Here is a 13,557-nt window from a genome sequence, read left to right on the forward strand (position 1 = left end):
GGCGGCCATGACAGCGGCTCCCATGACTGATCTGCGGACCCGCCAGGCCAACGCCCTGGTGGAAGGACTGCAACGCGAAGCCGGTGGCAAGCTCACCGTGTTCCTGGGCGCTGCGCCCGGCGTCGGCAAGACCTACGCCATGCTGACCCGCGCGCAGGAACAGCTGCGCCGTGGCGTGGACCTGGTGGTCGGGCTGGTGGAGACCCATGGCCGTGCCGATACCCAGGCCCTGCTGGAAGGCCTGCCACGGCTGCCGCTGAAGGACGTGGCCTACCATGGCCACGACCTGCAGGAGATGGACCTGGACGCCGTGCTGGCGAGAAAACCAGCGCTGGTGCTGGTGGACGAGCTGGCCCATCGCAATGCGCCGGGCAGCCGCCACGAACGGCGCTGGCAGGACGTGATGGAACTGCTGGACGCCGGCATCGACGTCTGGACCACGGTCAACATCCAGCATCTGGAAAGCCTCAACGATGTGGTGATGCGCATCACCGGCGTGCGTGTCAGCGAGACCGTGCCCGATGGCGTGCTCGACCGCCTGCATGACATCGTGCTGGTCGACCTGCCGCCGCGCGAACTGATCGCGCGCCTGCAGCAGGGCAAGGTGTACGTGCCCGAGCAGGCCGCGCAGGCCCTGCAGGCGTTCTTCTCGCCGGCCAACCTGACCGCATTGCGCGAGCTGGCGATGCAGGAGGCCGCCGACCGTGTCGACAGCAGCCTGCGCGAAGCCCGCGCCGCGCGCGGTGAGAGCAATCTGCCGTTGCGGCGTGGCGTGCTGGTGGCGATCGACGGCGGTGGCCAGAGCGAATACCTGGTGCGGGTGGCACGGCGCATCGCCGAACGCCGCGATGCACCGTGGACGGTGGTGACGGTGCAGGGGCGCCGCCAGGACGAAGCGACCCGGCGCGAGATCGATGCTGCGTTCGCGCTGGCCCGCCGCCTCGGCGGCGAAGCCGAGCTGCTGCATGGTTCAAGCATCGCCGATGCATTGCTCGACCACGCCGCGCACAACGGCGTATCGACGCTGGTGCTGGGGCGTACCCGCGAACGGCCGCTGGCGCGGATGTTCAACCGCACCCTGACCCAGCAGCTGATCCAGCGCGGCGCGCACTACGAGATCACCATCATCAGCACGCCGCAGGCCCGTGCGCGTTCCCGTCGAGAGGGGCTGCTGCCACCGATGCGCGGGGGCAGCCACGAGCCGTTGCAGGCCCTGATCGCCACCGCCCTTGCCTGCGCGGTGGCGTGGCTGGTCGAACGCTGGGTGGGCATGGCCGATCTGTCGATGGTGTTCATCGTGGCGGTGGTGCTGGTGGCTGCACGTACCCGCGCCAGCGTCGCGGTGATGGCGGCGATCCTGTGTTTCCTCGCTTACAACTTCCTGTTCATCGCGCCGCGCTTCACCTTCGCCATCGGCGCGCGGCAGGGCGTGATCACCGTGTTCCTGTTCCTGGCAGCGGCGCTGGTGGCCGGACGCCTGGCGTCGCGCCTGCGCATGCAGGTGATCGCATTGCGCGCGGCCAACCGCCATGCACGCGCACGCCAGCAGCTGGGCCGGCAGCTGGCCAGCGCGGCCGGCAATGGTGAAGTGGCACAGGCCGGCCGGCATGCGCTGGAACAGGCCATGGACGTACCGGCCTGGCTGCGGATCGGCGCCGATACCGCCGCCGGTGGCCGCAGCCTGCCCGGTGATACCGATCTGGCGGCGGCCGACTGGGCCCTGCGCCATGGCCAGCCCAGTGGCCGCTTCACCGATACCTTGGCCGGCGCGCAATGGTGGTTCCTGCCGCTGCTGGACGGCGAAGACCGCGCGATCGGCGTGGCCGGCCTGTACCTGCCGGGTGCGCAGGCGCGGCTGCTGCCCGAACAGCGCCAGCTGGCCGAAGCGATGGTCGACGACATCGCCCAGGCCGCGTTGCGCACGCGCCTGGTGGCCGAGCTGGAACAGGCGCATGTGAGCAACGAGACCGAGCGGCTGCGCTCTGCCCTGCTTTCCTCGGTGTCGCACGACCTGCGTTCGCCGCTGGCAGCGATGATCGGCTCGGCCGACAGCCTGGCCAGCTACGGCGCGGCGATGGATCTGGCCGACCGCCGCGCGTTGCTGGACACCATCCTGGTCGAAGGCGAGCGCCTGGACCGCTACATCCAGAACCTGCTGGACATGACCCGGTTGGGCCACGAGGGCCTGAAGATCAACCGCGACTGGATAGGCGTGGACGAGCTGATCGGTTCGGCCGCCCGACGCCTGCAGCGCTACCAGCCGAAGGTGCGGCTGGAGCTGGATATTCCGGCAACGCTGGCACCGATATGGGTGCATCCGGCACTGGTGGAACAGGCGGTGTTCAACGTGATGGAGAACGCTGCCAAGTTCTCGCCAGCCGATGCCGCCGTGCAGGTGCTGGCGCGCGAACTGGACGGTCAGCTGCGCATCGACGTGATCGATGCCGGCCCCGGCATTCCCGACGACGAGCGCGCGCGCATCTTCGACATGTTCTACAGCGTCGAACGCGGCGACCGCGGCCGCCACGGCACCGGCCTGGGCCTGACCATCTGCCAGGGGATGATCGGCGCACACGGCGGCAGCGTGCAGGCGCTGCCCGGGCGCGACGGTCGCGGTACCCTGATCCGCATTACCCTGCCCCTGCTCAAGCCAGCCTCCCACGATGAGTCCGACCCCGACTGATGCCAGCGCGCCGGCCCCGCGCGTGCTGGTGATCGACGATGAAACCCAGATCCGCCGGTTCCTGGACATCAGCCTGCGCGCACAGGGCTACCAGGTGCGCCAGGCCGCGACCGGCCAGGAAGGCCTGCAGATGGCCGCCAGCGAGGACATGGACCTGGTGATCCTGGACATCGGCCTGCCGGACATGGAAGGCCACGAGGTACTGGAGCAGCTGCGGCAGTGGAGCCAGGTGCCGGTGATCATGCTGACCGTGCGTGCCGGCGAAACCGAGAAAGTGCGTGCACTGGACAACGGCGCCAACGACTATGTGACCAAGCCCTTCGGCACCCAGGAACTGATGGCGCGGGTGCGGGCGCTGCTGCGCACACGCAGCGTGCCGACCGATGGCACGCCGCCGGTGTTCGACGATGGCCACCTGCATGTGGACCTGGTGCGCCGTGAAGTGGCGATCGATGGCGAGCTGGTGGCATTGACCCGCAAGGAGTACGCATTGCTGTCGCTGCTGCTGCGCAATGCCGGGCGGGTGGTCACCCAGCCACAGATCCTGCAGGAAATCTGGGGACCCACCCACCAGCACGACACCCACTACCTGCGCATCCTGGTCGGCAAGCTGCGGCACAAGCTGGGCGACTCGGCGCTGGATTCGCGCTACCTGTTCACCGAACCGGGCGTGGGGTTGCGGTTCAAGGGGTGAGGCGTGCCGACCCACGGTCGGCACCCACCAGCCAAGTAGATCCACGCCATGCGTGGATGGACATCATCGAAGAGCATCCACGCATGGCGTGGATCTACTGTGTCGACCAAGGTCGACACCCACCAGGAGCGGGCCGTGTCGTTCCGGCAGATCGCGGAGATCTGTCGAAGGCGGGGACAGCAAACCTGCTTTTTGCCATTGCTTCTGAGGTTGCCGGCCAGCGGCCGGCACTACCGCGGGTGCCAGGCGCAGCCCGGCCTCACCTCAGAACCCCAGCGGGGTGTCGCCCAGCACCGGCTGCAGCTGGCTGCGGAACAGCGCCTGGATACGCTCCAGTGCTGCTTCGTCGTTGCCTTCGAAACGCAGCACCAGCACCGGCGTGGTGTTGGAGGCGCGAACCAGGCCCCAGCCGTCGGCGAAGTCCACCCGCAGGCCGTCGATGGTCGAGAGGCGGCCGCCGACATACGGGTTGTCCGGCGACTGCGCAGCGGCCACCAGCATCGCCACCAACGCATGCGGGGTTCCTTCGGCCACCGGCACCTTCAGCTCCGGCGTCGCCACCATTTCCGGCAGTTCGGCCAGCACTTCGTCCGGCGTTTCCTCGCGCTGGGCCAGGATCTCCAGCAGGCGTGCAGCGGCGTACAGGCCATCGTCAAAGCCGAACCAACGTTCCTTGAAGAAGAAGTGGCCGCTCATCTCGCCCGCCAGTTCGGCGTCGGTCTCGCGCATCTTCGCCTTCATCAGCGAGTGCCCGGTCTTCCACATCAACGGGCTGCCACCGTTGCGCAGCACGTGATCGGACAACCTGCCGGTGCACTTCACGTCGTAGATCACCATCGCGCCCGGGTTGCGCATCAGCACGTCGGCGGCGAACAGCATCAGCAGACGGTCGGCGTAGATGATCCTGCCTTCACTGGTGACCACGCCAAGGCGATCGCCATCACCATCGAACGCCACGCCGAGGTCGGCGCCAAAGCGCTTGACCGTCTGCACCAGGTCTTCCAGGTTGGCCGGCTCGCTGGGATCGGGGTGATGGTTGGGGAAGGTGCCGTCGACATCGCAGTACAACGGGATGACTTCTGCGCCGATCGCTTCCAGCAGCTGCGGGGCGAAGGCACCGGCCACGCCGTTGCCCGCGTCGGCCACCACTTTCAGTGGTCGGTCCAGCTGCACGTCATCGGCAATACGCTGGATGTAATCGGCGGCGACCTCGCGCTGCTGGTAATCACCCGGCTCCGCAGCCTGCACCAGACGGCCTTCGACAATGCGCTGGTATAGGTCGGTGATCGCATCGCCGGACAGGGTCTCACCACCGATGACGATCTTGAAACCGTTGTAGTCCGGCGGATTGTGGCTGCCGGTGACCGCTACACAGGTACCGGTGCGCAGATGGAAGGCGGCGAAATACACCACCGGGGTCGGCGCCAGGCCGATATCGATGACCGCACAGCCGGCACGCCGCAGGCCTTCGGCAAGACCGGCCGACAGTTCGGGACCGGACAAGCGCCCATCGCGACCGATCACCACCTCGCGCAGGCCCTGCTCAAGGGCGACGGTGCCGATGGCCTGGCCGATCAGCGCGGCGGTGCGCGCGGTCAGCTGGCTGCCCACGACGCCGCGGATGTCGTAGGCGCGGAAGATGCCTGCAGCCAGCTCGTCGGCCGGAACCGGTGGCGGCGGAGGTGGCGCAGCCTCGGCCACCGTCTCGCCGGGCACCGTTGGCGGGACCATCTGCAGGCTTTCACGCAGGGTCGGGCCGTGATCGGCGTCGGCCACCGCGCTGCGCCGACTGGGCAGCGGCAGCGACTTCGGCAGCCGGCCACGACCTACCACCAGCAGTACCGCGATGAAGCCCAGCAGCAGGGCGACAATCGCGCTGGCCAGGGCTCCCAGCCCCAGCGGGCCGGGTTCCACATTGGGCACCCCGGCGGCCAGCCGCAACGGCGTTCCCGCCACCGGGCGCGCCATTGCTTCGGCGCTCTCGGACAGGCCGGTATCGCCCTGCACCACGATGTTGTGTGCTCCCTGGCGCAGCGCCAGGAAGCCATTGCCGGGGGCGCTCACCTGATCCAGCGGCGCGGTCAACCGCAGCAGCGGCTGGCGGACATACACCACCGCCGGCCCGACACCGGCCAGTTGTACCGGCGCGGCCAGACCCAGGCGGTTGCCGCCGCCATCGCGGACCACGCGCAGGGTTGCCTTGCCTTCGGCCAGCGCCGATTCCAGCAGGGCCAGGCGGGCGAAACCAAAGGTGGCCGCATCGGCATAGCCTGCGGCCAGGTCAGCGCCCAGCACCTCCACCTGCTCGACGCCGGTCCAGCTCTCCCGCAGCGCCAGCGCGGCGCCGGCGGCATCACCGGCCTGCAGCGCCTGCTGCACGCGGTCGCCCTTCAACTGCTGCTGCAGCTGCTGCAACTGGCCGGAGGCCGCCTGCTGCAGCCCTTGCACGGCCTGGTCGCGGGCCTGTTCCAGCGCGTCCCCGCTGGCGGCCTGCCGCCACTGCTGTACCGCGCTCCAGCCGAACCAGGCGGCCAGCAGTACCAGCAGCACGCCCAGCAATGGCGCGCTGCGCCCCAACGTCGTTCCCCGCTGTGCTTCCCCGATGCCGCTCATCGATGTCCCCTGTCAACGCACCCCGGTATGGCCGAATCCACCCGTTCCCCGCACGCTGTCGGTGAAAGTATCCACCACCTGCAGGCTGACGCGGGCAATCGGCACGATCACCAACTGGGCGATGCGATCGCCCGGCTCGATGGTGAAGGCCTCGCGGCCACGGTTCCAGACACTGATCAGCAACGGCCCCTGGTAGTCGGCGTCGATCAGGCCGGTGCCGTTGCCGAGCACGATGCCATGGCGGTGGCCCAGGCCCGAACGCGGCAGGATCACTGCGCACAGATGAGGATCGGCGATATGGATGGCCAGGCCGCTGGGGACCAGTACGGTGTCGCCCGGCTGCAGGGTCAGCGCGGTTTCCAGCGCCGCGCGCAGGTCCATGCCAGCGCTGGCTTCGGTGGCATAGGCCGGCAGCGGCCAGCTGTCGCCGAAGCGGGGGTCGAGCAGCTTTACCTGCAACGGTTGCGGGGAGAGTCCGTGGGTGTTGCTTGCCTGGGTCATGCCTGAAGCCTCCGCGCGATCAGCGCCAGCAGTTGTTCGGCCAGCTCACGCTTGGAAGTAGCCGGGAATACCTGTTCGCCATCCTGCCAGAAGGCCGTGGCGGCATTGTTGTCGCTTTCGAAACCACCGCCGCTGATGCCCACCTGGTTGGCGATCACCAGGTCCAGGCGCTTGTCGACCAGCTTGCCGCGCGCATATTTCTCCACCTCGTGGGTCTCGGCGGCAAAGCCGACCACCAGCTTCAACGACTGCGTCTGCGCGGCAACCTCGGCCAGGATGTCCGGGGTGCGCACCAACTCGATCACCAGCGACTGGCTGTCGGCGGTCTTCTTCAGCTTCTGCGCGGCAACCTGGCGCGGGGTGTAGTCGGAAACGGCGGCAGCACCGATATAGATGTCGGCCGGCAACGCATCCAGTACCGCCTCGCGCATCTGCGCGGCAGAGCGCACATCGATGCGCTGCACGCCGGGCGGCGTCGGCAGCTGCACCGGGCCGCTGACCAGCACCACCTGGGCACCGAGCCCGGCGGCAGCGGCGGCCAGCGCGTAGCCCATCTTGCCGCTGCTGCGGTTGCCCACGTAACGCACCGGATCGATGTCTTCATAGGTCGGGCCGGCGCTGATCAGCAGGCGCAGGCCCTGCAGGGCGCGCGTTTCCGGCGCCGCGGCAGCGGCAGCGCCGTTGGCGGCCAGGGCGGCGACGATGTCGGCCGGCTCGGCCAAACGACCGGGGCCGGATTCGCCTTCGGCCAGCGGCCCATCGACCGGACCGATCACCTGCGCGCCGCGCTGGCGCAGCAGGGCGATATTGGCCTGGGTGGCCGGATGCAGCCACATCCGATGGTTCATCGCCGGGCACACGGTCAGTGGTGCGGTGCTGGCCAGGCACAAGGTGCTGACCAGGTCGTCGGCGTGGCCCTGGGCCAGGCGGGCCAGCAAGTCGGCGGTACCGGGCGCGATCACGATGCGATCGGCCCAGCGTGCCAGTTCAATGTGGCCCATGGCCTGTTCGGCGGCGCTGTCCCACAAGGTAGTGCGGGTCGGCTGGCCGGAAAGGGCCTGGAAGCTGAGTGGGGTGACGAACTGCTGGGCGCCGGCCGTCATCGCCACCTGCACCAGCGCACCGGCATCACGCAGGCGTCGAACCAGTTCCAGGGCCTTGTAGGCCGCGATCCCGCCACCGACACACAAGAGCAGTTTCTGGCCTTCCAGCGCGCGGGTCCGCGTCGGGGAAGCGTTGGGAGAATCAGCCACCTGGAATTCCTGTGCAAACGAGGGCGTTAGCTTACCCGAAGGCCAGCAACCTCCCGGTGCACGCGGCACATAGCGGGCGGCTATCAGCACATGGGCGGGGGCCGATGGAGTTTTCCGGGTTTGCTGCGCGCCGATTCGGAACTTTCCTATACCTCTTCGCGTCCCCGCTTTGCAGAATCATTGCTGGCCACCGAGGTGTGCCGTTCGATTTCCCAGGAGTTCCCCGTGCAACCGCGCATCATCATTGCCGACGACCATCCGGTCGTCCTGCACGGCATCCGAATCGTGCTTGAGCGTCACCAGATGGACGTGGCCGGTGCCGCTGCCGACGGTGCCGGACTGCTGCAGCTGCTGGTCCAGCAGCCCTGCCACGCCGTACTCACCGACCTGTCCATGCCCGGCCCCGGCCCGGACGGCCCTGAACTGCTGGCCGAGCTGCGCCAACGCCATCCCGACCTTCCCGTGGTAGTGCTGACCGGGGCCAGGCACCCGGGGTTGCTCGATGGCCTGCTGCGCGATGGCGTACACGGCCTTGTCGACAAGAGCGCCGACTTCGCCGAACTACCGCAGGCCCTGCATGCCGCCATGGCCGGGCAGGTGTTCGTTTCCGACCAGCTGCGGCGCCACCTGCAGGCCCGCGATCTGCTGTTCCCCCATCCACCGGCTGCGTTGTCGACACGCGAACTGGAAGTGCTGCAACTGCTGACCGATGGCCTGAACATCAATGCCATCGCCGACCGCAGCGGGCGCAGCCCGAAGACGATCAGCCGGCAGAAGGCCGAAGCCATGCGCAAGCTGGGCCTGCAGACCAACCAGGAACTCTACGACTACCTGCAGACCCGGCGCGACTGAGGGCTTGGCCGACCCGCAGGTGCGGCAAGGGCTTATGGGAGCAGTCGGCGATGATCGCCATGATGGGCGCCATGCCCATCCATGAATGGCCCGAAGAAGAGCGCCCCCGCGAGAAGCTGCTGGCCCGGGGTCCCACGGCATTGTCCGACGCCGAACTGCTGGCCCTGTTCCTGGGTTCCGGCATTGGCGGCCGGGACGCCGTACAGACCGCGCGCGACCTGTTGCTCGCCCACGGCCCATTGCGCGTGCTGCTGGACCGCTCCGCCCGCGAACTATCGAAACTCCCTGGGTTGGGGCCGGCTCGCAGCTGCACGCTGGCCGCAGGGCTGGAACTGGCCCACCGCTACCTGGCCGCTGAACTGCAGCAGGGCGAAGCGGTCGGCAACAACCCTGCCGCCGTCGGCCGTTACCTGCAGCACCGTCTGCGTGGGCAGGCACGGGAACTGTTCGTGGTCCTGTTCCTGGACAACCGCCACCGCCTGATCGCCTGCGAGGAACTGTTCGCCGGCACCATCAACGCGGCCCCGGTCTACCCCCGTGAAGTAGTGCGCAGAGCCCTGCTGCACAACGCCGCCGCGGTCATCCTCAGCCATAACCATCCCTCTGGCGACCCGGAACCCTCGGCCGCCGACGCGCAGATCACCGAGGAGCTGCAACGGGCCCTGGCACTGGTCGACATCCGCCTGCTGGACCACTTCGTGGTCGGCGAGGGGCGTCCGGTTTCGTTTGCTGAACGGGGTCTTCTGCCACCGCTCCAGGCCCGCCTGGTCGGATGAGCCCCGCAGCAGCACGCCGCGACGCGTGCCCTGGCAGGCAGGCCCCGGTCAGCGTTGAGGCCGGCATCTGCGCTAAAATGGGCGATTCCGCCGCTCATTCTCACAGCAGGCCTCGTGAAAAATCTCCTCCGCGCCCTGATCAGCCAAGGCATCGAAGCCTTGCGCGCCAATGGCACCCTGCCCGTCGACTCCCTGCCGCCGGACTTCGTGGTCGAGCGCCCGAAGACCCGCGACCATGGCGACTTCGCCACCAACGCCGCGATGCTGCTGGCCAAGGCCGCGCGCAGCAATCCGCGCGCACTGGCACAGGCGCTGGTCGAGGCACTGCCCCGCAGCGAAGACGTCAGCAAGGTCGAGATCGCCGGCCCCGGCTTCATCAATTTCCACCTGGCGCCGGCCGCGTACCAGCGCGAAGCCGTCACCGTCATCAAGGAAGGCGCCGATTACGGCCGCAACCTGTCCGGCAATGGCCGCACGGTAGGCGTGGAGTATGTGTCGGCCAACCCGACCGGTCCGCTGCATGTCGGCCACGGCCGCGCCGCGGCCATCGGCGACTGCGTGGCACGCGTGCTCGATGCCAACGGCTGGAATGCCAAGCGCGAGTTCTACTACAACGATGCCGGCGTGCAGATCGAGAACCTGGCGCTGTCGACCCAGGCCCGGGTGAAGGGCATTGCCCCGGACCAGGAAGGCTGGCCGGAAGGCGGCTACCGCGGCGACTACATCGCCGACGTGGCCCGTGCCTACATGTCCGGCGCCAGCGTCGACCTGGAAGGCACCCTGGTGGTCGGCGCCAAGGACCCGGACGACCTGCAGGCGATCCGCCGCTTCGCCGTGGCCTACCTGCGCAACGAGCAGAACCTGGACCTGGCCGCGTTCGGCGTGGATTTCGACATCTACTTCCTGGAAAGTTCGCTGTACGCCGATGGCAAGGTCGCCGAGGCAGTGGCCAAGCTGCAGGCGTCGGGCCATACCTATGAGGAAGGCGGCGCGCTGTGGCTGCGCAGCACCGACTTCGGTGACGACAAGGACCGCGTGATGCGCAAGTCCGACGGCACCTTCACCTACTTCGTGCCGGACGTGGCCTACCACCTGTCGAAGTGGCAGCGCGGCTACGAGCGCGCGATCACCGAACTGGGCGCGGACCACCACGGTTCACTGGCGCGCGTGCGTGCCGGCCTGCAGGCCATGGAAGTGGGCATCCCGCAGGGCTGGCCGGAATACGTGCTGCACCAGATGGTCACCGTCATGCGCGGCGGCGAGGAAGTGAAGCTGTCCAAGCGTGCCGGCAGCTACTTCACCCTGCGCGACCTCATCGAAGAAGCCGGCCGCGACGCGACCCGCTGGTTCCTGATCGCACGCAAGCCCGATTCACAGCTGACCTTCGACATCGACCTGGCCCGTCAGCAGAGCAACGACAACCCGGTGTTCTACGTGCAGTACGCACATGCCCGCGTCTGCAGCCTGCTGCGCCAGGCGCAGGAGAAGGGTCTGGTCTACGAACAGGGCACCGGCCTGTCCAATCTGGGCCGCCTGGCCGATGACGCATCGCTGGCCCTGATGAACGAGATCTCGCGTTATCCGGAAGTGGTGGAAGCGGCCGGCGTGGCGCTGGAACCGCATCTGGTCGCCCAGTACCTGCGCGAATTGGCGCACGCCTTCCACACGTGGTATCACGGGACGCCGGTGCTGGTGGACGACGCGACCGATCGCAATGCCAAGTTGACCCTGGCCTGCGCGGCGCGCCAGGTACTGGCCAACGGCCTCGACCTCCTGGGCGTTTCCGCCCCGGAAAAAATGTAAGCCTCAGGAGACGCAGTAGACATGGCAGCACGACGCGGCAAGACACAGGCTCGGCGCAACAGCAGCCAAGGCACGCCCGGATGGGTGTGGCTGGTTGCCGGCGTGGCGATCGCCGCCGTGGTGTTCCTGGCGGCGCCGAACCTGTTCAAGGGCGAGGGCGATGGCTTCCTGCGCGCCGGTCCGCAGCCGAACCCGAACGCGCAGCCGGCGCCGGTGGCCGATGGCGAAGGCGATGTCGGCACCCAGCCGGCCGCACAGCCGGCCACGCCGAAGCCGGCTGAGCCGGAAAAGCCGGCGGCCACCCAGTACGACTTCTACACCCTGCTGCCTGGCAAGGAAGTGGAGATGTCCGACGCCGAACTGGCCGCCAGCGCGCGCGCCGAGGAACAGCGCCGGAGCAAGGCCGAAGCGCAGCGCGCGCAGGCCGCACTGGAAGGCAAGCCAGTGCCGGCGGCAGTTGCGGCCGCAGCCCCTGCGGCGACGGCGAGCGTTGCCAGCACCGCGCCGGTGACCGCCACCAGCCGTCCGCTGCCGACGCCGGTGAGTGAACGCACGACGACCGCCGCGCCAACGGCCACCACCGCGCCGGCCAGCACCAGCACCGTTGCCGCCGCTCCTGCGGCACGCAGCGAAACCGCGCCGGCCACCGCCAGCACTGCAGCAGCCCCGGCACCGGCCGACAACGCCCGCTACATCCTGCAGGCCGGTGCGTTCGGCGCGTCCGGCGATGCCGAAGCGACCAAGGCCAAGCTGGCGATGATGGGCCTGGCCGCACGCGTGGAGTCGGCGCAGATCAACGGCAAGACCGTGTACCGCGTACGCATGGGGCCCTATGGCACCGCCGGTGAGCTTTCCGAAGCCAAGCAGAAGCTGGATGGCACCGGCCTGCAGGCGATGGCGATCAAGGCGCAGTAACCGTGCGGGCATAATGAAAAAAGCCGGGCATTGCCCGGCTTTTTTTTCCCCGTGCAGCGCCGGGCTCGACGCTGCAGACAGCGGATCAGCTCTCGCGGGCAACCTGGAAACCGGCGAACGACTGGCTGACCGGCATCAGTTCCAGGCGATTGATGTTCAGGTGCGGGGGCAGGCTCGCCACCCAGAAGATCTGCTCGGCGATGTCTTCGGCGGTCATCGGGTTGGCGCCGGTGTACAGCTTGTCCGACGCAACCTGGTCGCCATGGGTGCGGACCACGGTGAACTCGGTTTCGGCCATGCCCGGCTCGATGGTGGTCACGCGTACACCGGTACCGTGCAGGTCCGAACGCAGGCCCAGCGAGAACTGGCTGACGAACGCCTTGGTGCCGCCATAGGCGTTGCCGCCCGGATACGGATAGACACCGGCCACCGACGAAATGTTGATGATGGCGCCCTTGCGCTCCACCAGCTGCGGCAACAGGCGATGGGTCAGGGTGACCAGCGCGGTGATGTTGGTGTCGATCATCGTCGTCCAGTCCTTCAGGCTGGCGCTCTGCGCCGGCGCGGTGCCCTGGGCCAGACCGGCATTGTTGACCAGCAGATCGATGTCACCGAAGGCCGGCGGCAGCGCCAGCAGTGCCGCTTCCATCGCGACCGGATCACGCACGTCGAACACGGCCGCGTGCACCACCTCCTTGCCGTAGCGCTCGACCAGCGGCTGCAGGCGTTCGCTGCGACGGCCGGTGGCGATCACTTTCCAGCCCGCCTGGGCGAAGCGGTGTACGGCAGCGGCGCCGAAGCCGGAAGTGGCGCCGGTAATCAGGACGGTTCGGGTCATCAGACAACTCCGTGGGAAACCAGACCGCCATTCTGGCACCGTCGGCCCACGGCTGCGTTGCCTGATCGGCCCACTGCGGTGCGCGCGGTCAGCGCAGGCGGAACACGCGTGCCTTCGGCAGATCTTCGTCAACCTGCAGGAACCAGCGCCCGGCGATACCCGGAATCACCTCGATCTGCGGTGCCTGCAGGGTCTTGCGCAGCTTCATCTGGCCCTTCATCACCTGCCACTGCTGGCCGTTGTCGAGGGTGAACACCGTGCCCGGCTGCCAACCCGCAACGTCGCCGACCACGCGCGCGCTGACCGGCCCCTCTTCCAGGCCCAGGTGCATCGCCGCTGGGGCGGGAACGTTGGCCGGCAACGGCGCGCCGGTGTTGGCCGCAACCGCCGCCCGCGTGGGTACGGGCGTAGATGCCTCGGCCTCGCGCAGCACGCGGTTCAGGGTCTGCAGCTGGGTCGCGTCCAGGCCCACTTCGGCCAGCTGGGCCGCGCTGAGACGCTGCTCCACGGGCACGAAACGATCCTGGGCGGTGGCGGCGAAGCTGCTGGCGACCAGCAGAACGGAAAGGAGGTACCGGCGCATCGGAGAGGGTCTCTGCAGAACAGCGCTCACGATGCTGCAATCCGGT

At 68.4% G+C, this 13,557-nt stretch carries 11 protein-coding genes; 6 read left to right on the forward strand and 5 right to left on the reverse strand.

Features of this window, described 5'->3' with window-relative positions; translation table 11 throughout:
• Positions 1 to 22: 22 nt before the first annotated feature.
• Together M2299_RS05385 and M2299_RS05390 are read left to right on the forward strand one after the other, a co-directional pair.
• Positions 23 to 2,683 carry a sensor histidine kinase KdpD gene (locus M2299_RS05385; RefSeq protein WP_280884011.1) on the forward strand — a complete coding sequence of 887 codons (2,661 nt, stop codon included), beginning with the start codon at positions 23 to 25 and terminating at the stop codon, positions 2,681 to 2,683.
• Entirely contained in the window at positions 2,664 to 3,377 is a 714-nt protein-coding gene (locus M2299_RS05390) for a response regulator transcription factor (RefSeq protein ID WP_025879418.1), read from the forward strand. Before M2299_RS05385 ends, M2299_RS05390 begins: the two co-directional genes overlap by 20 nt.
• Before the next feature lie 264 nt (positions 3,378 to 3,641).
• Here M2299_RS05390 and M2299_RS05395 read toward each other — a convergent pair whose 3' ends face one another.
• The 3 genes from M2299_RS05395 to coaBC are packed head-to-tail and all read right to left on the reverse strand — an operon-like array spanning position 3,642 to position 7,744.
• Positions 3,642 to 5,990: a phosphomannomutase/phosphoglucomutase gene (locus tag M2299_RS05395; RefSeq protein WP_223487230.1), complete on the reverse strand. Its 2,349-nt coding sequence runs from the start codon at positions 5,988 to 5,990 to the stop codon at positions 3,642 to 3,644.
• 12 nt (positions 5,991 to 6,002) lie between these two features.
• Entirely contained in the window at positions 6,003 to 6,491 is a 489-nt protein-coding gene (gene dut, locus M2299_RS05400) for a dUTP diphosphatase (protein ID WP_223487229.1), read from the reverse strand.
• Complete coding sequence (gene coaBC / locus M2299_RS05405) at positions 6,488 to 7,744, reverse strand: bifunctional phosphopantothenoylcysteine decarboxylase/phosphopantothenate--cysteine ligase CoaBC (RefSeq protein WP_280884012.1); 1,257 nt, start codon at positions 7,742 to 7,744, stop codon at positions 6,488 to 6,490. Before coaBC ends, dut begins: the two co-directional genes overlap by 4 nt.
• A 225-nt stretch (positions 7,745 to 7,969) precedes the next feature.
• Here coaBC and M2299_RS05410 point away from each other — a divergent pair, with 225 nt between their 5' ends.
• The 4 genes from M2299_RS05410 (at position 7,970) to M2299_RS05425 (ending at position 12,090) form a co-directional block, all read left to right on the forward strand.
• On the forward strand, positions 7,970 to 8,596 hold the full coding sequence (locus M2299_RS05410) for a response regulator transcription factor (protein WP_025878376.1): 627 nt from the start codon (positions 7,970 to 7,972) through the stop codon (positions 8,594 to 8,596).
• Between the two features lie 71 nt (positions 8,597 to 8,667).
• Positions 8,668 to 9,372 carry a DNA repair protein RadC gene (gene radC / locus M2299_RS05415; RefSeq protein WP_025878375.1) on the forward strand — a complete coding sequence of 235 codons (705 nt, stop codon included), beginning with the start codon at positions 8,668 to 8,670 and terminating at the stop codon, positions 9,370 to 9,372.
• Positions 9,373 to 9,486: 114 nt separating this feature from the next.
• A complete protein-coding gene (gene argS / locus M2299_RS05420) occupies positions 9,487 to 11,175 on the forward strand; it encodes an arginine--tRNA ligase (protein WP_025878374.1) in 1,689 nt (562 codons plus the stop codon).
• A 21-nt stretch (positions 11,176 to 11,196) separates the two neighbouring features.
• Positions 11,197 to 12,090, forward strand: coding sequence for an SPOR domain-containing protein (locus tag M2299_RS05425; protein WP_180831786.1), 894 nt, complete (start codon positions 11,197 to 11,199; stop codon positions 12,088 to 12,090).
• 85 nt (positions 12,091 to 12,175) lie between these two features.
• Here the strand turns inward: M2299_RS05425 and M2299_RS05430 are convergent, their stop codons facing one another.
• Both M2299_RS05430 and M2299_RS05435 read right to left on the reverse strand, forming a co-directional pair.
• Positions 12,176 to 12,928, reverse strand: a complete 753-nt coding sequence (locus M2299_RS05430; protein ID WP_025878372.1) for an SDR family NAD(P)-dependent oxidoreductase — start codon at positions 12,926 to 12,928, stop codon at positions 12,176 to 12,178.
• A gap of 88 nt (positions 12,929 to 13,016) precedes the next feature.
• Entirely contained in the window at positions 13,017 to 13,511 is a 495-nt protein-coding gene (locus tag M2299_RS05435) for a hypothetical protein (protein WP_280884013.1), read from the reverse strand.
• Positions 13,512 to 13,557 lie beyond the last annotated feature (46 nt).

This window comes from Stenotrophomonas sp. 1278 (assembly GCF_029892765.1).
Taxonomy (GTDB): domain Bacteria; phylum Pseudomonadota; class Gammaproteobacteria; order Xanthomonadales; family Xanthomonadaceae; genus Stenotrophomonas; species Stenotrophomonas indicatrix.